The following is a 20,774-nucleotide window of genomic DNA, read 5'->3' as shown; positions in this document are numbered from 1 at the left end:
GCACGGCACCTGGATTTGGCAGATGTCCGGCGTCAGACGGGGCTGGGCCGCAAGATTGCCAAGTACCATAGTTCATTAACCTTCGATGACATCGAAACCATCGAAATGGCTTTCGAGGGAGACCACGTTCTTACGATTGGTGGGCGCGTCTATACCTCGCACGCCGAGCAAATTTTTTCGCACAGCGTCGTTCGTATTCATTTCGTGAGAATAGACGAACTGATTCTCGGTGCGAGCTTGGGAGAGGACACGAACATCGCGTTGGTCAAGCTGTCTCAGCCCGGTTGTGTCCACGGCTATCCCATGACTCGCCGCGAATTAGACGCCAAGATCAAGAAGTATCGTCATGGCACTCGTTGACTGGTCCGGATTGTTGCAGCGAAGTGACATGCAGGTGGACTATTCCTACCTGTGCGTGCCGGAAGACCGCGACGTGCTCGACTCCGACGTAGCGCGACTGCGCTTTGCCAATGACGCTGTGGTCGACATCGCCTGGGACGAAGCGGAGGGATACATCGTCACGCTTTCACACGGCAGCTACGACAAGATCCAGTCGCAAGCGGTTTTTCGCCGAGTTGTCGATGTCATCCAAGAAGTTCAGCGCCTCGTAGCGGCCGAGCCTGTAGCCCGCCTGGGCGATTAGTGCCGCCAGTCTCCTGCGCCGCTAGCAGTGTTGTGGCGGTGGCTACTTTGCTAGCAATCCCAAGCCGCTTCTCCGCAAAGTTTGCACAATCAGCAAACTTTCGTCATCCGCTGGCGTAAGAACGCCGAACTATGGGGACACGGTCCGACAGTCGGGAGCCGCGTGCTCGCGCGCCTCCGAGGCGTCCTCGGCGGAGACCGGATCCCCAGGCACCGCCCGAACTCGGTTCGGCGGGAGGAACATCGTGGCCAACACACACTCGGACGGCGCCGCGCCACGCAGTGGCTGGCAACCCCTGATGGCGATCTTCGATTGGATCGCCGACTTGGGAGCGCTCGCCATCGATCTCGTGCGGGCGCTGGGCAATGTCTCGCTCTTTGCGCTGCGCACTTTCTCCTGGCTGCTGACGCGGCTGCCGCGGCGCGAGACGCTGCTCCCCAGCTTCTACAGCATCGGCGTGCTCAGCCTGCCGGTGGTGGCCCTGACGGGCACGTTCATCGGCATGGTACTCGCCGTGCAAAGCTACTCGCAATTTCGCATCCTGCACCTCGAGACGCGTCTGGGGGCAGTCATCAATATGTCGTTGGTCCGCGAACTGGGGCCGGTGTTGGCCGCCACGATGCTCGCCGGCCGTGTTGGCAGTGCCATGGCCGCCGAACTGGGGACGATGCGCGTCACCGAGCAGATCGACGCGCTGGCCAGCATGGGGGCCAATCCCGTGCATTACCTGGTCGTGCCGCGATTTCTGGGTTGCCTGGTGTTGATTCCCACGCTCACGATCATGGCCGACTTCATGGGGGTGGTCGGCGGTGCGTTCTACTCGATCGTGATCCTCAAGATCGATTCGCACTTCTATTGGGAGAACTCGCAGCAGTTCGTCGGCGCGTTCGACCTGTTCAGCGGCGTGTTCAAAAGTCTCTTCTTCGGGGCGGCCATCGCGATCATCAGTTGCCATCGCGGCTTCTATTGCGATCCGGGGGCCGAAGGCGTCGGCCGCGCCGCCACCGGAGCGTTCGTCTACTCGTTCGTCACGATTCTCGCCATCGATCTGTTCCTGGGCATCATCCTCGACGCGATCTACTACACACTCTGGCCGAACGCGGGAAATATCTTGTAGCCTGAGCCACGTAGGGACCGGCGTGCGTCGCCGGCGGCAGCCACTCCGATCACAGCAGTTACGACCATGAAGGAAGCCTTTCTCGAAACGCGGAACCTGTCGGTCCAGTTCGGCCGGCAATTGGTGCTGCGCCAGGTCGATCTGGCCATTCCTCAGGGGCAGACGCTGGCCGTGATCGGCGAAAGCGGTTGCGGCAAAACCGTGCTCATGAAGACGCTGATCGGGCTCGTGCGCCCCACGCGGGGACAGGTGCTGATCGACGGCCGCGACCTGTCGCGACTCAGCGAGCGAGAGCTCACCCGGCAGCGGATCCGCTTCGGCTTCGTGTTCCAGGGGGCCGCCCTGTTCGACAGCATGACCATCGAGCAGAACATCGGCTTTCCGCTTCGCCAACACACGAAGAAATCGGCCGACGAGCTGCACGAAATCGTCCTGGCGCGGCTGGCCGAGGTCGGCCTCCCCTCGAGCGTCGTCTCGAAGAAGCCAGCCGAGTTGTCGGGCGGCATGCGCAAGCGTGTGGGCCTGGCACGGGCACTCGCACTCTCGCCCGAGATCATGCTGTACGACGAGCCGACGACCGGACTCGATCCGATCATGAGCGACGTCATCAACGAACTGATGATCCGCGTGCGCGAGAACAACCCCGTGACGAGCATCATCGTCACGCACGACATGCACTCGGCCCGCAAGGTGGCCGATCGCATCGTCATGCTTTATCCCCTCGCGCGCCTGGAAGAGGATGAACCGCAAATCATCTTCGACGGCAGCCCGCGGGATATCGATCGATCGCACGATTCGCGCGTGACGCAATTCATCAACGGCGAGGCGGGGGAACGCATCATGGAGATGCGCGAGGCGCAACTCGCCGACATGTCGGAATGGGATTAGTCAGCCCCGCAAACGCACTTCGATGGACATCAGGTCGCCGGACGGAACCTCGGCGAGAGAGTGAAGGCGCAGCATGGACGAACGGGTCTACCAATTCCGCGTGGGGGTGATGGTGCTCACCACCCTCATCATCGCGGCGATTCTGGTACTGCTCTTTGGCGAGCTGCCCGCGTATTTTAAAGGGCGCTATCCGATCTATATTCATTTTCCCGACGCAACGGGCGTGGGCGAAGATACGCCCATCCGCGCCAGCGGCATCCTCATCGGCCGCGTCGAGAATATTCGCTTTGCCGATCAGGAGGGGACCGAAGGGGTCATCATCACGGCCGGCATCAACCAGGATATCACGCTCTTCGAAAACCAGGTCTGTAAGCTGAGCACCTCGCTGCTGGGGGACGCCGAGCTGCAATTCGTGCAGAGCAAGGATCCCAGCCTGTCGAAGAAGCCGCTCCAGCCCGGCACGCTGCTGGCGGGAGTGACCGCTTCCGATCCCCTGTCGGTGATCTCGAATCTCGAAGGCGATCTCTCGGGAGCGATTCGTTCGATCGCCGACACGAGCGATCAGGTGGGGCGTCTCGCCGCACAGGTCAACGCGCTGCTCGAGGCCAATGGCGATCAATTCACGCGCATCGTCTCGAAGGCCGAGGTCTCGCTCGACACGATCAACCACTTGGTGGGCGGTATGAACGAGCTGGTCGACGATCCGCAGCGCAAGGAACGGCTCAAGCAGGCGATCGACGATCTGCCCACGCTACTCAACGACATGCACCAGGCCGTCGACGGATTTAAGGTGACGATCGCCTCGGCGGACCGCAATCTGCAGAATCTCGAAGGCTTCACGCGACCGCTGGGAGAGCGCGGCGACGAGCTGATCGCCAAGGTCGACAACGGGTTCGAGCGGATGGACGTGCTGCTCGCCGAGTTCGCCGAGCTGGCCAAGGCCCTCAACAATCCGAATGGGTCGCTGGGTCGGCTGCTGAACAGCCCCGATCTCTACATCCACATCAACCAGGCGGCCGAGAATATCGACTGCCTCACGCGCGAGATGCGCCCCGTGGTGTCCGATCTGCGCGTCTTCACCGACAAGATCGCGCGGCATCCCGAAACGCTTGGCGTGCGCGGCGCGATTCACCCCAACTCGGGCTTGAAGTAGCTCGCCACCGTGGCAGCTACTACGGAGCGAGCACGGGCGGGGGCGCCACCATCGGCTGTGTCGCAGGCGGCATCTGAAAGGCTGGCGGCAAGGCGCTCGTCGGCGCCGGCACGTAACCGGGGGGCAGCCCCGGCGCTGTCTGGAGTGCCGGAGCACGAGGCGTGCCGCTGAAGGGGGGCGGAGGGGGCACCGACGGATAAGGACCCAGCGGAGTCCCCGGCGGTAGACCTGTCGTGGGGGGGGGCAGCACTTGGGGGTTTCCTGGTGCCATCGGGATCTGCGTGCCGGGTACGAAGATCGGTCCCGTCGGCACGGCTTCGGCCGGCGGCGGAGCGAAGATCTCGCCCGTTCCCGGCGGGGCAATGACGGCCGGGTGGCTCGCCGCACGCAGGTTTTCTGCCCGCTCGAGAATCAACTCGGTGGGGACGATCCGCTGCGGAGTGAGTTGGAAATCGACCGTCTGCTCGTCCCGAATTTCTGCTGGCCAGACATTCTCGCTCACGAAATCCAGCGGGAAATACTGATACCAGGGGGGCGATATCTTCTGTTCGACCGTCAGGGTCTCGTAGCCGTCCTTGACGATGCGGAACTTGCGCGTGCCGTAGTACAGGAAGCTCGTCGAGACCGGCGAGGTGCCGATCGGATAATTGTCGATATAGACTTCGGCCCCGGGCGGGTTCGTACGCACCGTCAGTCGCCGCTGAACGCAGCCACTGGTGCTTCCGCACAGGACGAGCGCGCACCACAACAGCAGACCACGGCGCGCGGCCGACAGGCACGACTTGTTCGCGGCGCAACGATGCGGCATGACGCGAGGGCTCGCCGAGAAATGCAGGTGCGTTCTTCCGATGGGCACGAACGGCCCATGTGCCGGCGACGCGCGGACCGAGGGGGGGGTCGCCTGGCTTCGACAAGGGGGGCGAGTATAGCGACTTGAGCCGTGCCGGGCCTAGGTCGAAACAGGCCCGGCGGCGGCAATTCATCGACTATCCCGGCGCCTCCCCCCCAGCTAGAATTGCTACGTTCGCGAGTTTTTGCGGCTTACTCCCCTTACCTTTTTCTTCGCCCGATCGTGCGGGCAAAAGTGCCGAGCCAGATCGATGCAGAAGGCGGTTACCTGGGATAATTCGGTCGAAGTGGCGGTGCTGAGCGATATCGGCATGCGTCGCACGAACAACCAGGACTCGTACGCCGTCGTCACGGCCCCCAACGAGCAGAAATGGCACGAACGGGGGCACCTCTTGCTGGTGGCCGATGGCATGGGAGCGCATGCTGCCGGCGAGCTTGCCAGCAAGCTAGCAGCCGACAACGTTCCGCTGACCTACGACAAGCTGCGCGACCTGCCCCTCGCCGAGGCCCTGCGACGCGCCGTCGAGGACGCCAATCAAAAGATTCACAGCCGGGGCGAGGCCAACGTCGACTTCCACGGCATGGGCACGACGAATACGTCGCTGCTGCTGACGCCCGAGGGAGCCATCGTCGCGCACGTCGGTGACAGCCGGGTCTATCGCCTGCGCGGCGACGTGCTCGATCAACTGTCGTTCGATCACAGTCTCGTGTGGGAGATGATGGCCGGCGGCAAGCTCAGCGAACGCGAGGTGCCGAGCTACATTCCGCGCAACATCATCACCCGTTCGCTCGGTCCGAGTCCCGAGGTGAAGGTCGACGTCGAAGGCCCCTTGCCGATCGAAGTGGGGGACATCTATCTACTCTGCAGCGACGGACTCACCGGCCAGGTGCGCGACGAGGAACTCGGCGTCATCCTAAGCTGTCTGTCGCCCTCCGAGGCCGTGCGGGCGCTCGTCGATCTTGCCAATCTGCGCGGCGGACCTGACAACATCACGGTGATCGTGGCGAAGATCTCTGGCGAGCATGGCCACGGTGGCGGCGGTGCTCCGCGCCATGCCTCGGCGAAAAGCTCGTCAGGCCGCGGGAGTTTGGCCACCTGGCTCTGGGCCACCGCGGGCTTGCTCGCCCTGGCGGCATTGGGGCTCGGCGCTGCCGCACAAGTGGTCCCGGCCATCATGTCGGGCGCCATGGCAGCGATCGTCGCGGCCGTGGCGCTCAGCTTGCGGTCTGGCGAGCACCGGGCGAGCGAACCGCCCCCCCCGATGCCCCGGCAGGGAGCAGCCCCCTACACGACCAGACATTGCGTGGCCGACGCGACCTTCGTTTCGGAACTGGCCACGCTCGCCGAACAACTGCGCCAGGCCGCGACCGAGGAAAACTGGAAGCTCGATCGCGCCACGTTCGAGTCGCGCTGCGAGATCGCCAAGAACGCCGCCGCAGCCGGCGATGCCCAGCGGGCCGTGCGAGAATATTGCCTGGCGGTCAGTTTCATCATGGGCGAATTACGCGCACAATCGTCTCGTCATCCTGGCGAGACGAACGCCCAATAGCGACCGAGCCGGCGGCGGCGCGGTGACGGTCGCGCCCCTTGCGGCGTGCCGTGACCACGTTCGATGGCCGCGGCCCCTTCTCTCGAACTGCCGCAGTCGCGTCACAAGCCGCGTTCGGCGAGCGCGTTGCCCGCGCCACGTCTCGCGCTATCGTCGCAGTTCGAAGGTGCCGTCGTTGGCTTCGACGTGGCGTACCTCGTTGCGACCACCCGGCGGCACGAGATGCCCGAGTTGTGCCTCCCCCGCGTGATCGGCAATCCACTGCCGGGCTTCCTGCACGGCGTACTGCCAGCCGAAGGGATCGACCAGCGACGTGGCGTGCGAGAGGAAATCTGCGTTGACGATCACCGCCAGACGCGCCGCTGCCGTATCGCAATAGCGGTAACCGGCCGCCTCGGGCTCGACACGCTGTCGCTTGTCGTCGAGCAGACGATCGAGATATGGAATGCGATTCGCCGTGTAGCGATTCGTCACCCCGGCCACGAGGGCGCGGTAGCGATCCGAAGGGTTCGTTCCCTGTTGTTCGTCGCTCAACAGCTTCAAGAGCGTGAGCTGTTGCTCGGAATTGCCGAAGTCGGCAATCAAAGCGGCGGCCGTCGACCAGTCAGCGGCTGTGCCGTCGGAACGGCCGAGCATGGCAGCCGCTCTACTGGTCGCGGGATCGACCAGCGAGTCGGCCGGCGAATCGATCAGCCGGGCTGCCAGAGGCAGCGAGAATGCACGTCCCTCGGCCATGTACTGCTCGAGTGTCTGCTCGAGTTTCTCATTCTCTCCACGGCGCGCCTCGCGCAGGGCACGGACGAGCTCTTCATACGTGGCAAGACGCCCCTGGGGCAGTTGCTGACCGAAGGCATCGATCAATTCGACCCCTTGAGCATCGCTCGGACGGGGACGTGGCGTGTAGGTTCGCAGATTGTGTTCGTGCAACGGGACGGGTGGGCCGAAGTCGTAGGAATACATCTCGCGCAGCACGCGATCGATCGGCCAGCGGTCGTACTCCAGGCGATAGAGGGCCGCCATCGAACCCGTGCGATGGCGGCCGCCGGCACAATGAATAGCGACTGGCTGCCGCTCGGGCGAGTCCATCAGGTGGAAGAATTCCTCGAAGACCCACGGAGTGGGCCAGGGCCAATAGGCCTCTTCGCCCCAGGGCCATTGCAGATGCTCGGCTCCTAGCTCCTGCACGTACTCGCGTTCGTCCGCGCCCGACGGTTTGCCCGGATCGATCGGTCCGTGCCGCAGTTGCACGTCGCACGTCTGGAAGCTGACGACGGTCTTCACTCCACGCTTGACCACCAGGTAGTGAAATCCCCACTCGGTCGGCTGCCCCACCCGGTAGAGCACGCCGGGCTCGATCTCGAGCAAACGCTTCGCATGCATCCGCCATGCCCCGTAATAGCCGGCGATCATCAGCACGACCACGAGCACCGCCGTGACGCGCAATGCGATGCGCCACGTGGTGCGACGCCGGCCCACGTTGAGCGTGCTAGCAGTGCTGGCAGAGAGAAGCTTGGCGGCAGTCGACTTCTTACGACTCAAGGTGGAAAGCCTCGCAGAAGGTGGGGTGATCGCAGCGACGCGGCAGTCGCGCGAAGCTCGTCAGGTTCGGGGGGTGGGACTATAGCGCGCGTGCCGCGCATGGGTCAACCGCAGCGTCGGCTGGTGCGCCGCGAACCACTTGCTTGCAAACGCTCGCTCCATCGCCATTTACGGCGCAACGCCGTTCGGGCGACCACGCCGACACCTGTCTTGCTCCGCGTCGCGCGGCAATGGTACACTCCGCCCCCCGTCGAACGACCTTGACCGCGGTGCCGCGCGAGGAACGTTCGGCGCACGTCTCTTTTGTGCGCGCGACAGGAGGTCGCCGTTGCTCAATCACTGGCCCATTCGCACGAAGCTCCTGCTCGGACTGGCGCTGCTGGTCGTCATCGTCACGACCTTGGCCGGCAGCGGGCTGTTCGGCTTCTACACGTTTCGCGACATCGTGCGCACGCTCAGCTCGCGCGCCAACGAGCTTCCCCCGGCCATGGACTTGATCCGCAACGTGAGCAGTCTGGGCGCCTGTCTGCACGATGCGCGCCCTTACAGCGAGTTCATGGAGGACTCCTGGAACCGCCACTTGATCTCGGCCGACGTCGTACGCCAGGACTTCAACAAGCGACTGGAGGACGTACGGCAAACCGTATTCAAGTATCGTTCCCAGTTGGAGGTCACTCTCGATGAAGAGTCGCAGCTCAGCGTGAGCGAGCGCGAACACGAGACGATCCAGCAGCTCGAAAGCACGCTGAACAAGATCGCCGTGCTCAGCGAGAATCCGGTCTGGGTGACGAACACTACTCGTATCGACCAACTCGAGCACGAAATCGGCAAGCTGCAAGGGCTGGCCGGGGCGCTGCCCGTTTATCTCTTCCAGGATCTCCGCGATCTCCGCGAAGGGGTGCGTACGCAGTACCGCACCTTGATCGTACTCACCTGGTGCGCGAGCCTGCTGGCCGCGGTCCTTTTTGCCGTGTTCGTGCGGTTGTGCTACGTGTGGCTCTTCCGGCCCCTGCGCATCCTGGTAATGGGTTCGCGCAAAGTGGCCGCCGGACAATTCAACTACCGCATTCACCTCGATACGCAGGACGAGATGTCGGAGCTGGCCGAGGCGATGAATGCCATGACGGCCCGTTTTCAGGACATTCGCGACGATCTCGATCGCCAGGTGCAGGAACGCACGAAACAGGTCGTACGCAGCGAGCAACTGGCCAGCGTCGGCTTTCTGGCGGCCGGCGTGGCGCACGAGATCAACAACCCCTTGGCCTCGATCGCCATGTGCTCCGAATCGCTCGAGGGACGTTTGGGCGATCTGCTGCAGGAGGGGCACGACGAACATGCCGTCGTGCGCAACTATCTGCGCATGATCCAGAGCGAGGCGTTCCGCTGCAAGGAGATCACCGAGAAGCTGCTCGATTTCTCCCGCTTGGGAGAGGTGCAGCACACGAACACCGATCTCCGCGAGCTGGTCGAAGGCGTGATCGAGATGATCTCGCACCTCGGCCGTTACCAGGATAAGCACCTCATGCTACTGCCGGGCGATCCCGTCTTCGCCGCCATCAATGCGCAGGAAATGAAACAGGTCGTGCTGAATCTGCTCACCAACGGGCTCGATAGCCTCGATCCCGGCGGCCGAGTCACAGTCGAGCTGCATCGTGGCGACGGCGTCGCCGAGCTGATCGTCAGCGACAACGGTTGCGGCATGACTGACGAAGTACGCCGGCATCTGTTCGAACCTTTTTTCACCCGTCGCCGCGGGGGTCAGGGGACCGGCCTGGGACTATCGATCACCTATCGCATCATCGCCGACCACGACGGACACATCGAGGCCGAGAGCGCGGGACCAGGGCAAGGTTCGCGGTTCCGCGTGACGCTGCCGCTCGTCGAGCAACACAAGGAGTACTCCCATCGCCACCAAGCCGCTTAAGCGACTCAAGCTGCTGTTCGCCGACGACGAACGCTCGCTGCAGGAACTGATGAGCCTCGAGCTGCCGCGCCTGGGCTACGAGGTCACCGTCTGCCCCGATGGCACGACCGCCGCCGCCGCGCTCGAACGCAATACCTACGACTGCCTGCTGGTGGATCTCGACATGCCGGGCCTCAACGGCATCGAGGTCATCGCGCGCGCCAGGCAGCTTTCGCCCGACACCGACGCCATCGTGCTCACCGGCAAGTCCTCGGTCGAAACGGCGATCGCCGCGCTCCGCCACGGCGCGTTCGACTATCTGACCAAGCCCTGCAAGCTGGCCGAACTCGATGCCCTGCTCAGCCGCGTGGCATCCAAGCGCGAGCTGACCAACAAGTACCGCGCGGTCAAGCGACAGTTGGAACGCCTCGAAGGCGCCTCGCAACTCATCGGCGAATCTCCACGTATCGAGCAGGTGCGCCGCCTGGTCGCCAAGGTGGCGCCCACCGATTCCACCGTGCTCGTGCTGGGCGAAACCGGCACCGGCAAGGAGCTCGTCGCGCGGGCCGTCCACGATCAGAGCATGCGCTGCGATAAACCGTTCGTGGCCATCAACTGCGGCGCCCTGCCCGAGAGCCTGATCGAGAGCGAATTGTTCGGACATCGCAAAGGGGCCTTCACCGGCGCCGACGAGCATCGCGTCGGCCTGTTCGAGGTCTCCGCCGGCGGCACGCTCTTTCTCGACGAGATCGGCGAACTGCCCAAGGCCATGCAGGCCAAGCTCCTTCGCTTCTTGGAGAGCGGCGAGATTCGCCGCGTGGGCGAGAACGAATCGTTCGTCGTTGATGTCCGCGTCGTCTGCGCCACGCACCGGCATCTCGAAGAGATGGTCGCGGCCGGCGATTTCCGCGAAGACCTGATGTTCCGCATCAACACGTTCGAGATCCACCTGCCCCCGCTCCGCGAACGCCTCGATGATATTCCGCTGCTGGCGCGCCACCTGCTGGCGCGCTGCCGGCGATCGCTGCGTCCGGGAGACGAAGCTTTCACCCCCGATGCCATCAAGGCGTTGCAGGCACACGTCTGGCCGGGCAACGTACGCGAACTGGCCAATGTCGTCGAGCACGCGGCCATTCTCAACGACAACGGGCCGATCTCGGCCGATGAGCTCCCCAGCCGCTTCGCCCAACGCAAGTTGCAAGGACCCCACTTCAAGCTCAATGGTGGCATGACCATGCGCGAGATCGAGCTGTTGGCCATTCAACAGTCGCTCGAGCGTCACGGCGGCAACAAGCCCAAGGCGGCCGAAGAGCTCGGCATCAGCCTCAAGACGCTCTACAACAAGCTGCACCAGGTCGGTTCCCTCGAATCGACCAACTAGGGCCCGCTCACGAACCATTCCGGGCGGCGCGGCAGGGGTGCTCCGCGGTGGCAGCAGACTAGCGCGCAATCTCCAACCCGAATCGGTCGCTTCCTCGCGCTGCTGCGCGCGACGAGGCCGTTGTGAACTCAATCACGGTGGCGATTGCAACAACTCCAAGGCGAATGAGCGGCAATCTCTTTTTATCTATCGCAAATTATTTATTCCATCAAATCAAACCCACAGGCAAAGTCTACTAATCCTGCGTAGTCGTGTGGCCGATAACCGAGGTCGACGGTACGTCATTCGACGCACTTCGATCAGGACGAAGCCATGCTCCGCAATGCCTTGTACGCCACGATCGCGAGCCTCGTGATCGCCATACCGCTCACCGCTGTCTGGGGCCAATCGGGCCGACAGAAGCAAGCACCCACGCTGGGCGAGCGGTTGGGGAATCTCGGCCGAGAGCTCTTCGGCCCGATCGAAGATGGTTCGTTCGATGCGGACCCCTTCGCGCCTCCCAGCAACGAGCGCCGCATGCCGACGCCGGCACGACGGGCGCCCGAGCGGGTCGCGTCGAACGCCGAGCGCATGGCTCCCAGCACGCCCAAGGGGCAACTCGTCCCACGACAACCGCAGCCTGCTGCCAGCCGCAGTCTGCCCACGGCAAAAACGCCCGCGACCTTTGACACGGCGGGCAGCAGCCGTCGCCGGCCGGGCAATGAGCCCACGCTCGCGTCAGAACCGCCCTCGACGGCCTCGATCCCACGCCGCGATTCTCGCTCGAACTTTGCTGCCGCCGAGGAGCAGCAACCCCACGAGACATCGCCGTCGCAAGTCACGACGCGCCGCCGGACCTACGAGTCTCCGTCGCCGTCGCGCTACGTCGATGAGCAACAGCCGCAGCCCGGCTACGCCCAAGCCCCCGCTCGGCCCGAACCGATGGCCAGCTCTTCTCCCAAGGTCACGCAGAAGCGCGCCTACCAGGGACGCGGTTACGCGCCTCACCTGGCGCGCGGGCAGGCGCCGTCGCGCTCGCCGATGATGGATCACGAGGAGCCGCGCGCCGTACACGAACCGACTCCGGCCCGCGTCACGGGTGAACCGACGCTCGCGCAGGAATCGATTGCCGGCCGCGCGCAATTCGGTAGCGAAGAGGGCTCTGGCCCCAAGATCGTACGCAACCGCCACGTCGAGCAGCCGCGAGCCGGTTCGGTCGCCGCTTCGCGTCCCGCGATGGAGGAACCGCGCACTCCTCGCCTGGCACGCTCGCAGGCGCCCGCCGAAATGCCCACGGAAGCGAACGAGGACGCACATGTCGCCGCACGCAGGGCGTCTCCCGTCGCCACTCCGCCACAATTCGATTTGACCGTTGAGATAGAAACGACGGCCGACACGAACGATCTGGCGGCGATACCGGCCGAAGCGCCGACGATCGACGAGCCGCAAGAAGAAATGGTGCCCGACGCGGTGGCCACCGATCTTGGCGCCGAAGGTCGCACGCTGGCCGAGCGTCTTGCCGCGGCACGTAGCTTCTCGGCCCCCAAGCACCCGCTGCGCGATCCGTCGACCAAGATGTCGGCTCGAGCTTCGAATCCGGCAGCTCCCATGGCCCCCACCCCCGAGGCGCAGGAGATCGCCGCCGAGGTCGTTACTAGCCCGGCCATGCCCGCTGCTGCTACTTCCAACATGCTGAACGAAGCGCTCCCCGCGGACGAGGCATCGCAGCCGCTCGTGGGCATTCCGCGCAAGGTGACACAACCGCCATCGGCCGCGCCGCCGGTGCAGGAACCGACGCCCGCTCTGCCCGAGGAAACCGAGTTCGAAGCAGCAGAAACCGATTTTGCCGCGATCGAGTCGATGCGGGAACCGACACCTGCGGTCGCGATCGAAGCGGCAAATGCGGCCCCTGTCCGAAATGAGCCGACCCCGGCCCGCCCGAATGTACCTCAAGTGGCCAAGGCAGAATCACCTTTGTTGGAGCCAACCCCCGCCCGTCAGACAAAAGAGCCGGCGGCGCCGAGCGAGCAAGCCTCGACGGGTGACAGCGTTCTCTTGACCAAGCAAAGCCCCGTGCTGGCGGTCGAAACAATTGGCCCGCGCAACATCAAGGTCGGCATACCCGCCCGTTACCGCGTTGTCGTGGAGAACGCGGGCAAGGTGGCCGCGGAGGGGGTCTCGGTGCATGTCTTGTTGCCCGAGTGGGCCGACGTGGTCGGCGCCAATGCCTCGACCGGCACCGCCCGCGCCGCGCAAGACGCCACGCGCGGAGTCGAATGGCGCGTGGGGCGCGTCGAATCGGCCGGTCGGCAACAGTTGACTCTCGAAATCACCGCGCGTCGTAGCGAACCGCTGGAACTCGACGTGCGTTGGAGCCTGGCCCCGGTCAAGTCGCAGACGCGCGTCGTCGTACAAGAGCCGAAGCTCGAGATGCGTCTCGATGGTCCCGATGAAGTGAACTACGGCGAGTTGGAACGCTTCACCCTGCAGGTGGGCAACCCGGGCAATGGCGACGCCGAACAGGTCGTCGTGCGTTTGCTGCCCGCCAACGCCGACGAGGAAGCAACCGAGCAGATGATCGGCACCGTGGCCGCCGGCGAGACCAAGACCATCGATCTCGAACTGTCGGCGCTGCGCTCGGGTACCTTCTGGATCAAGGCCGAGGCCGACGGACAGGGTGGCCTGCACACGAGCGTCGCTGCCGAAGTGCTCGTCCGCCGCGCCGCGCTCGAAGTCGCCATGGAAGGCCCCGCCTTCCAATATGCCGGCACCGAGGGAACCTATCGCGTGCGTCTGACGAACACGGGCAATGCCCCGGCACGCAACGTCGAAGTGCGCACGTTGTTGCCGGCCGGTGCCCAGCACGTCGAGAGCACCGAGACCTCGCGCGTCGAGCTGGCCAGCGGTCGCGTCGTCTGGGGACTAGCCAGCCTGGCGGCGGGCGAAGAGCGCGAGTTCGAACTGACCTGCAAGCTGATGGAACCGGGTTCACTCCGCCCGCAGGTGGTCTGCACGGCGGCCGATGATCTCACCGCCTCGCACGGCGTGGAGACCAAGGTCGAGGCGCTGGCCGATCTCAGCCTCGAGATTCGCGATCCGCGCGGGCCCGTGCCCGTGGGGAGCGAGGCGCGTTACGAAGTCCGCATTAAGAATCGCGGCACGAGCGCCGCACACGATATCGACGTGGCGGCCTTCTTTGCCTCCGGCGTCGAACCGGTCAAAGCCACCGGCGCCGAGCATCGACTCGCCGAGGGGCAGGTGCTGTTCGACAAGATTGCCAAGCTCGACGCCGGACAGGAGCTCGTGCTGACGATTTTTGCCGCAGCGAGCGTGAGCGGAAATCGTGGCTTCCGCGTCGAGTTGCATTGCCCCGAGTTGGAAACGAACCTCGCCGCGGAAGAATCGACGCACTTCTACGACCGCCGCCACGGCCAGGCCGCGGCCGTCACGCCGGCCGACGAATCGGCCGCGGTCGAACAGGCCGCCGAGTCGTCCGGCGAAGCGACGATGTCCGAATCGGTCTCGGCCTCCGAGCCAACAACGGCCGACGAGCAGCAGCATGCCAGCAGCGACGAGCCGACGCCCGCCGCTCCGTTGGCGACAGAAGTTCCGTCGCAGCCGTAAGTTGCCCGGCTTCCAGGTTCTTTGCTAGCGAGCGACGCTAGCGGCGCGGCGAATCCGCCTTGCGCCCTGCTGGGGGATGACCTATAATCCCGCCCCCTTCGAGCCGGTGGTCCGGTCTGGCCATCGGCGCAGGCGCGCGTAGCGGCGCGCCACTCGTCACGAACCTGGAACAGACCTCGATCGCATGCCGGATTGTGACCGTTGCCGCTGCCGCCCCCCAAGCGGGTCCGCGCCCTGTCGTGGACCTGCGCCCCCCGTCTGCGCGCGCAGCGGCATCGGTGCGTTGTTGCTCGCGATGTTGGCGCTCGCCTGCGGATGCGGCACCACGAACTGGAGCGACACGGCGCGCACGGCGACCGAACAGTTGCTCATCACCGACGCGATGGACCGCGCCATCAGCCAGATCGACTTCGAGATCCTGGCCGGCAAAGAAGTCTTCTTCGATCCTACCTACCTCAAGGGCACTACCGACGAGAACTATCTCGTGAGTTCGCTGCGGCAACACCTCATGGCAAGCGGCGTGGTGCTCAAGGATAAGAAAGAGGAAGCGATGTACATCGTCGAGGCGCGCGTCGGCGCCAACGGCACCGATCGTCACTCGCTACTGTTCGGTGTCCCGGCCGTTAATTTGCCGATGACGGCCTTCCCCGGCATGCCGGTCGGCACGCCTTCGGCCTTGCCCGAAATCGCACTCGCCAAGGACACGAATCAGAAGGCGGTCTCCAAGGTCGCGGTGTTCGCCTACAACCGGGTCACCGGCATGCCGGTGTGGCAGTCGGGCGTGGCCAGCGCTCGCAGCGACGCGAACGCGAAGTGGGTGCTCGGCGCCGGCCCGTTCCAGAAGGGAACCATTTACGACGGCACGAAGTTCGCCGGCGGTCAGCTCGACATTCCGCTCGTCACCGGCCCCGATCAACAAGGACCGACGCACGAGAATATTCCGGTCACGGCCGAAGCGATCTTCCCCGAAAGCGTGCCGATTCTGGCCGAAAAAGAGGTCCACCGCGACCAGGCATCGAACGATGCACCGGGCGAAGGGGCCGCGACGACCGCCTCGGCCACCGCGCCCGCGGCAGCGCCCCCCCCGCCGGCCAATGCGGTCCCCGCCATGCCATCGCCCGCGGCGCCCGTCGCAGCCGCGCCGGCAGCAACGGTACCGGCCAGCGCCACGATGAGTAACGCCAACAGCCCCGCCCAAGTGACCCGTTTGCCCTCGGTGCCGCCTCCCACGCCCGGCAATCCCGTGCAATTTCCGAATCGCGCCTTGCCTCCGCCCGGCCAACCGATCCTGCGCTAGCGCGGCACTCGTTGGCGGGCGCCGCGCTACGTGCGGTGGCGGCGCTTCTTGGAGACTTCGCCGTCCACCGGCAAGAACTGTAGCGGATGATCGGAGGTCGGTTCCGCGATGCGGATCGAAAGACGGCCGGTCAGCAGATCGTCGAGCACGTTGCCCACGACCTCGGCCCGCCAGCCTCGCATCAGCATCGGCAGTTCCTGTTCGCGACCGCGCGAGTTTCCTCCCAGGCGGTAGGCGATCAGATCGCGCACGTCGCTGGCCGTCCCCACGATACTGGGTGCCACGTGTGCCGCACGGCAGATACTCGAGACGGCCGAAGCGAGAAACTGTGTTACCATCGAGAGCGCCACGGCCGATTCTCCGCGGACCATCGGCGGATGATCTTCGTCCGGCATTTCGAGCGCCTTGCGAATTGCCGCCGAGAGAGCGCCGATCTGACGTTGCAGGTCGCCACGTTCCATGCCGCGCACGGCCCCGATCTGCTTCGGATCGTCGCTATGTCGCTTGGCCATTTCGACAATGAGATCGTCGCGCAGCAGACGGCGCGGTGGCCAATCTCGACGCCGGGCCTCCCCCTCGCGCCAGCGCCACAGTTCGCGCACGATGGCCAGTTCCCGCGAGCCCAATCCGGCGATGCCTGATACGCGGCGCCAACGCTCCTCTTCGCGCGAGGCGATCAACTGCTCGATCCAGGCGGTCATCTCGGCATCGAGCCACGAGAGACGCTCGTGCCGCGAGAGACGCCCGTGCAGCTTGTCGCGCAACCGCTCGAGGTCGCGCACGTCGTCGAGCGCGTATTCCATCTGCCGGTCGGACAGGGGGCGTTTGCTCCAGTCGGTGCGAGTTTCCTTCTTCGCCGCCTTGATGCCGAGCAGCTTCGACAGCAGGTTGCCATAGCCGGCCGGGTACTCGTGGCCGATGAGCCCCGCCGCAATCTGGACGTCGAACAGCCCGGCCGGTGGCTTGCCGACAGCCTCGAGACAGAAGCAGACCTCTTCGCGACCGGCGTGGACGATCGTCTCGTGCTCGCCCGTGGCGAGCAACTTCCAGAAGGGGACGAGGTTCCGCACCTCGATCGTATCGATGACCGCCAGCCGCTCGCCGACCGCCACCTGCACCAGGCACAATTGCGGGCGATACGTCCGTTCGGAGACGAACTCGGTGTCGAACGCAATGCGTGGGGCGCCGGCAATGTCGTCGCAGAAGTCGACCAGTTGCTCGTCGGTGGTAATCAGGTCGTACTTCAAGCGTTTGACATCCCTTCGAAGGGGCGAGGGGCTCCATTATGGCCAGGGCATGGTCTGCTTGCCTACCCTCGACGAGCATCTCGTGCTCATGGCACGTGCCGCCTTGCCGAGCGCGGCGGGTGGCGCTATTATCGAGCCTCCTCGTGCGCTCACCCTTATCTCGTGCCAGGAGCTCCGATGCTCGTGCTTCGACGACTCTACCGATCGGCATCTGTGGCGAACCACCTCTGGCTGGCCCTGGTCTTGCTCGTCGCCAACGGCGCGTCGCCGGCCGCCGTTGGCGCCGCGGAACCGAGCGCCCCGGCAACCCTCGAAAAACCTGCCGTCGATGCCGAGGGGGTGGCCCACGCCGTCGAGCGTGCCCAGAGCCGCAACAAGCTGCCCGGTGTCTCGGTGGCGATTGTACGGGGAGACACGATCGCCACGTCCGGTGGCGCGGGGTTTGCCGATGTCGAGAACGAGGTGCCCGCTCGCGCGACGTCGGTCTATCGCATCGGCTCGATCTCGAAACCGGTGGCCGCGGTGGCCGTCATGCAACTGGTCGAGCAAGGCAAGGTCTCGCTGGACGATCCCATTCAGAAATACGTCCCCTCGTTTCCTGAAAAAGAACAGGGGACCGTGACCGTGCGGCACCTGCTCACGCACACGGCTGGCGTGCGTCACTACAAAGAGGGGGAGTTCGATTCCCGCGATCGCTTCGAGACGCTGGCCGACGCCATCAAGATCTTCCAAGACGACCCGCTGCTCTTCAAGCCGGGCGAAAAGTACAGCTACTCGAGCTACGGCTACAACCTGTTGGCTGGCGTGGTCGAGTCGGCGGCGGGCCAGCCCTACGATGCTTACCTGCAGGAGCACATTTTTGAGCCGGCCGGCATGACGGCCACATTCTGCGAACGGGCGGAAGAGATCGTCCCGCATCGCGCACGCCATTACGAACGAGCTACCGGCGATACCTTGCGCAACGTGCCCTACGTCGACCTGAGCATCAAATGGGCAGGGGGCGGTTTGATTTCCTCGGCCGAAGACCTGGCTCGTTTCGATATCGCGCTGCGCGAGGGCAAGCTGCTCGAGCCCGAGACGATGGAAGCGATGTACGCGCCGACCAAACTCGCCGACGGCAGCGAGAGCATGTATGGACTGGGCTGGCAGATTCGTCGCGACGATCAAGGCCGCCGCTGGGTGGGGCACTCCGGAGGGGCCACCGGCGCCACCACGCAGTTTCTGCGTTGTCCCGACGAAAAACTGGCTGTGGTCGTGCTGATCAACGTGCGCCCGACGCCTGTGCCAGCCAGACTCGCCCAGCAGTTGGCGAAGCTGGTCCTAGGTGATTTCGAGTTCGTCGCTCGCAACGACTGACGGTCGAACGACATCGCGTCGCCACCAGGGGTCTGGCAGGCCGGAACACAGGGCATCGACAACGAGGGGGACAAGAACGCGTGCGTGGCATTGCCCTGGAAACGAGTGGACTGCGTGGCAGCGTGGCCGCCTTCGACGGCGAGCACATTCTGGCCGCACAGGAATTGACGAGCAAACAGCGCAGTGCCCAGTCGCTGGCCCCGGCGCTCCGCGACCTGTTGACGGCGCAAGGCTGGCAGCCTCGCGACGTGCAATTGGTCGCCGTCACGGCGGGGCCGGGCTCCTTCACCGGTCTGCGCATTGGCGTGACGACGGCCAAGACGTTCGCCTACGCGGTGGGGGCCGAACTCGTGGCCGTCGATACGCTCGAAGTCATCGCCTCGCAGGCACCGGGCGAGTATCGGCGACTGCACGTCATTCTCGACGCAGGACGGAGCCAGGCCTTCGCGGCTCAGTTCTCGCGGGGTATCGCGGCGGCATCGACGACCGTCGTGCCGTCGCACATCGTCGACATGGCCGCATGGCTGGCGGCGCTGCAGCCCGGCGACACCGTCACCGGACCGCTGCTCGACAAGCTCGGCTCACCACTACCGCCCGGCGTGGCACCGATCGATTCGGCCCACCGCGCACCGACGGCCGCAGCCGTGGCGCGTGTGGCGTGGCAGAAGTATCTCGCCGGCCAGCGCGACGATCCCATCCAACTCGTGCCGCTCTATCTGCGTCTGAGCGCCGCCGAAGAAAAGCAAGCAATGCAACACCGCGCGTAGGTCGGGCGCCACGAGGCTGACAGAACTTAACCCGAAACGTGAGTTTTGAAGTTGCGCATGGATCGGGTGGCACGGATGATTTTCCAGAGTGGCCTGCGGAACGGGATGAATCGGAGTCGGAAAATCGTCCGTGTCGCGCAGCGACAAGAGGATGAGGGCCCGTCCATTTCTCTCCCTCGTTCGCGGCGCACACGTCGTGCAGTTCCTCTGGTCGCTGCGCGACACCGACCATCTGGCGACTCGGGTTCGCTTCCAAGGGAGAGCTTTTTCCGCAAGGTGATCGGTGCTACCCGACTACTTATCCGCGGCGTGTTTCTTGGTGCTGTTCGATCAGCACAACTTTAAAATTCACGCTTCAGCGCGATTCCGCGAGCGACCGCGCTGCCTAGATTAACTGCGCCGCTAGTGCCCCGCAGCGTGCCGCACCGAGAAGCGCCGTCTTCGGCTCGAGGATCACCTGCACGGGCATCGCGGCGAGCAGATCGCGCATGCGTCCCTTGGCCAGAAAGCTCTCGACGAACGAGCCCGACCGGAGCTTGTCGAGGATCTTCGGCGCGATCCCCCCTCCGATGTACAGCCCGCCGGTCGACATGATCTTGAGGGCGAGATTGCCCGCCTCGGCGCCGTAGATTTGCACGAAGAGATCGAGTGCCGCCTCGGCCAGCGGCGACTTGCCCGCCATCGCCGCGATTGAAATGGCGGCGGCCGGATCACCGGCCTTCAATTCTTCCGCCAGCCAGGCGGGTTCTTCGCCGCGCTTCGTGTCGCGGAGGAACTCGTACAAGTTTACCAGGCCCGGCCCCGAGAGGACACGTTCGTAAGCGACGTGTTCCCAGCGCCCGCGCAGGTAGTGCCATAGCTCGGCTTGCAATTCGTTGAGCGGGGCGAAGTCGCCGTGGCCCCCTTCACAAGCGAAGGGGCGATGCGTGTGCGTATCCCAATAGAGCCCCGCCTCGCCCAAACCCGTGCCCGCCGCGATGATGGCCGCATTGCCGCTTGCGTTGGGCGCGCCCGCATGGAGCGTGGCAAGCTGCGTCTCGTCGAGACAGGCGATGCCGTAGGCGTTCGCCTCGAGATCGTTAATCAGGATCGCCGTGGGCAGTTTGGCCTTGGCCGCCAGTTCCTTGGCATCGATGATCCAGGGGAGGTTCGTCGCCTCGCAACGGCCGTTGCGCACGGGCCCGGCGATGCCGAAGCAGCCCACTATCACCTCTTCGCCGGGGCAGTGGTTCTTGAGGAAGTCGAGCACGATTTCGGCCAGTCCGGCGTGATCGCGGCTGGGATACTTCTGCTCGACGACGGAAGTGAGTTTTTTTCCCTCGGCACGAAAGTAGCCCAGGTTGGTCTTCGTGCCACCGATATCACCGGCCAGAATCATCGAGTGCGCTCCGAAAGCTGCCTTGCTGCAAGATGAGCCCTTCTTCGCTCGATATCTTACCCGGCTCAGTGGATTTGGGGCACCGCACTTGCTGTTGAATCGG

The 20,774-nt window shown here is 64.7% G+C and carries 16 protein-coding genes; 12 read left to right on the top strand and 4 right to left on the bottom strand.

Going from position 1 to position 20,774, the window contains the following annotated elements:
• The first annotated feature begins 15 nt into the window (after positions 1-15).
• The 5 genes from KF708_21230 to KF708_21210 all read left to right on the top strand — a co-directional run bounded on the left by KF708_21230 (position 16) and on the right by KF708_21210 (position 3,801).
• Entirely contained in the window at positions 16-360 is a 345-nt protein-coding gene (locus tag KF708_21230) for a hypothetical protein (GenBank protein MBX3415222.1), read from the top strand.
• The gene (locus tag KF708_21225; GenBank protein MBX3415221.1) at positions 347-643 is read left to right on the top strand and encodes a hypothetical protein; all 297 of its coding nucleotides are present in this window, start codon (positions 347-349) and stop codon (positions 641-643) included. Before KF708_21230 ends, KF708_21225 begins: the two co-directional genes overlap by 14 nt.
• Positions 644-941: 298 nt before the next feature.
• The gene (locus KF708_21220; GenBank protein MBX3415220.1) at positions 942-1,760 is read left to right on the top strand and encodes an ABC transporter permease; all 819 of its coding nucleotides are present in this window, start codon (positions 942-944) and stop codon (positions 1,758-1,760) included.
• Positions 1,761-1,826: 66 nt separating this feature from the next.
• Positions 1,827-2,648, top strand: a complete 822-nt coding sequence (locus tag KF708_21215; protein MBX3415219.1) for an ABC transporter ATP-binding protein — start codon at positions 1,827-1,829, stop codon at positions 2,646-2,648.
• Between the two features lie 73 nt (positions 2,649-2,721).
• Positions 2,722-3,801 carry an MCE family protein gene (locus KF708_21210; protein MBX3415218.1) on the top strand — a complete coding sequence of 360 codons (1,080 nt, stop codon included), beginning with the start codon at positions 2,722-2,724 and terminating at the stop codon, positions 3,799-3,801.
• Between the two features lie 19 nt (positions 3,802-3,820).
• On the opposite strand, the gene KF708_21205 is transcribed toward KF708_21210, so the two are convergent.
• Positions 3,821-4,609, bottom strand: coding sequence for a PEGA domain-containing protein (locus tag KF708_21205; GenBank protein MBX3415217.1), 789 nt, complete (start codon positions 4,607-4,609; stop codon positions 3,821-3,823).
• 292 nt (positions 4,610-4,901) lie between these two features.
• On the opposite strand from KF708_21205, the gene KF708_21200 reads away from it, so the two are divergent.
• On the top strand, positions 4,902-6,200 hold the full coding sequence (locus KF708_21200; GenBank protein ID MBX3415216.1) for a serine/threonine-protein phosphatase: 1,299 nt from the start codon (positions 4,902-4,904) through the stop codon (positions 6,198-6,200).
• A 147-nt stretch (positions 6,201-6,347) separates the two neighbouring features.
• Here KF708_21200 and KF708_21195 read toward each other — a convergent pair whose 3' ends face one another.
• Positions 6,348-7,739 carry a hypothetical protein gene (locus tag KF708_21195; GenBank protein ID MBX3415215.1) on the bottom strand — a complete coding sequence of 464 codons (1,392 nt, stop codon included), beginning with the start codon at positions 7,737-7,739 and terminating at the stop codon, positions 6,348-6,350.
• Between the two features lie 328 nt (positions 7,740-8,067).
• On the opposite strand from KF708_21195, the gene KF708_21190 reads away from it, so the two are divergent.
• The 4 genes from KF708_21190 (at position 8,068) to KF708_21175 (ending at position 15,923) form a co-directional block, all read left to right on the top strand.
• A complete protein-coding gene (locus KF708_21190) occupies positions 8,068-9,663 on the top strand; it encodes a HAMP domain-containing histidine kinase (protein ID MBX3415214.1) in 1,596 nt (531 codons plus the stop codon).
• 49 nt (positions 9,664-9,712) lie between these two features.
• Positions 9,713-11,023, top strand: a complete 1,311-nt coding sequence (locus KF708_21185; protein ID MBX3415213.1) for a sigma-54-dependent Fis family transcriptional regulator — start codon at positions 9,713-9,715, stop codon at positions 11,021-11,023.
• 312 nt (positions 11,024-11,335) lie between these two features.
• Entirely contained in the window at positions 11,336-14,626 is a 3,291-nt protein-coding gene (locus KF708_21180) for a DUF11 domain-containing protein (protein ID MBX3415212.1), read from the top strand.
• A gap of 286 nt (positions 14,627-14,912) precedes the next feature.
• A complete protein-coding gene (locus tag KF708_21175; GenBank protein MBX3415211.1) occupies positions 14,913-15,923 on the top strand; it encodes a hypothetical protein in 1,011 nt (336 codons plus the stop codon).
• A 26-nt stretch (positions 15,924-15,949) separates the two neighbouring features.
• Here the strand turns inward: KF708_21175 and KF708_21170 are convergent, their stop codons facing one another.
• Complete coding sequence (locus KF708_21170; protein ID MBX3415210.1) at positions 15,950-17,170, bottom strand: ribonuclease D; 1,221 nt, start codon at positions 17,168-17,170, stop codon at positions 15,950-15,952.
• A gap of 177 nt (positions 17,171-17,347) precedes the next feature.
• Between KF708_21170 and KF708_21165 the strand changes: the two genes are divergently transcribed.
• Together KF708_21165 and tsaB are read left to right on the top strand one after the other, a co-directional pair.
• On the top strand, positions 17,348-18,526 hold the full coding sequence (locus KF708_21165; GenBank protein MBX3415209.1) for a beta-lactamase family protein: 1,179 nt from the start codon (positions 17,348-17,350) through the stop codon (positions 18,524-18,526).
• Between the two features lie 80 nt (positions 18,527-18,606).
• Positions 18,607-19,293 carry a tRNA (adenosine(37)-N6)-threonylcarbamoyltransferase complex dimerization subunit type 1 TsaB gene (tsaB, locus tag KF708_21160; protein MBX3415208.1) on the top strand — a complete coding sequence of 229 codons (687 nt, stop codon included), beginning with the start codon at positions 18,607-18,609 and terminating at the stop codon, positions 19,291-19,293.
• Positions 19,294-19,678: 385 nt separating this feature from the next.
• On the opposite strand, the gene glk is transcribed toward tsaB, so the two are convergent.
• Positions 19,679-20,671, bottom strand: a complete 993-nt coding sequence (gene glk / locus KF708_21155; protein MBX3415207.1) for a glucokinase — start codon at positions 20,669-20,671, stop codon at positions 19,679-19,681.
• Positions 20,672-20,774 lie beyond the last annotated feature (103 nt).

This window comes from Pirellulales bacterium (assembly GCA_019636335.1).
GTDB lineage: Bacteria > Planctomycetota > Planctomycetia > Pirellulales > JAEUIK01 > JAHBXR01.
The sequence above is the reverse complement of the archived record's forward strand: the minus strand, read 5'-3'. Positions and strand labels throughout refer to the sequence as shown.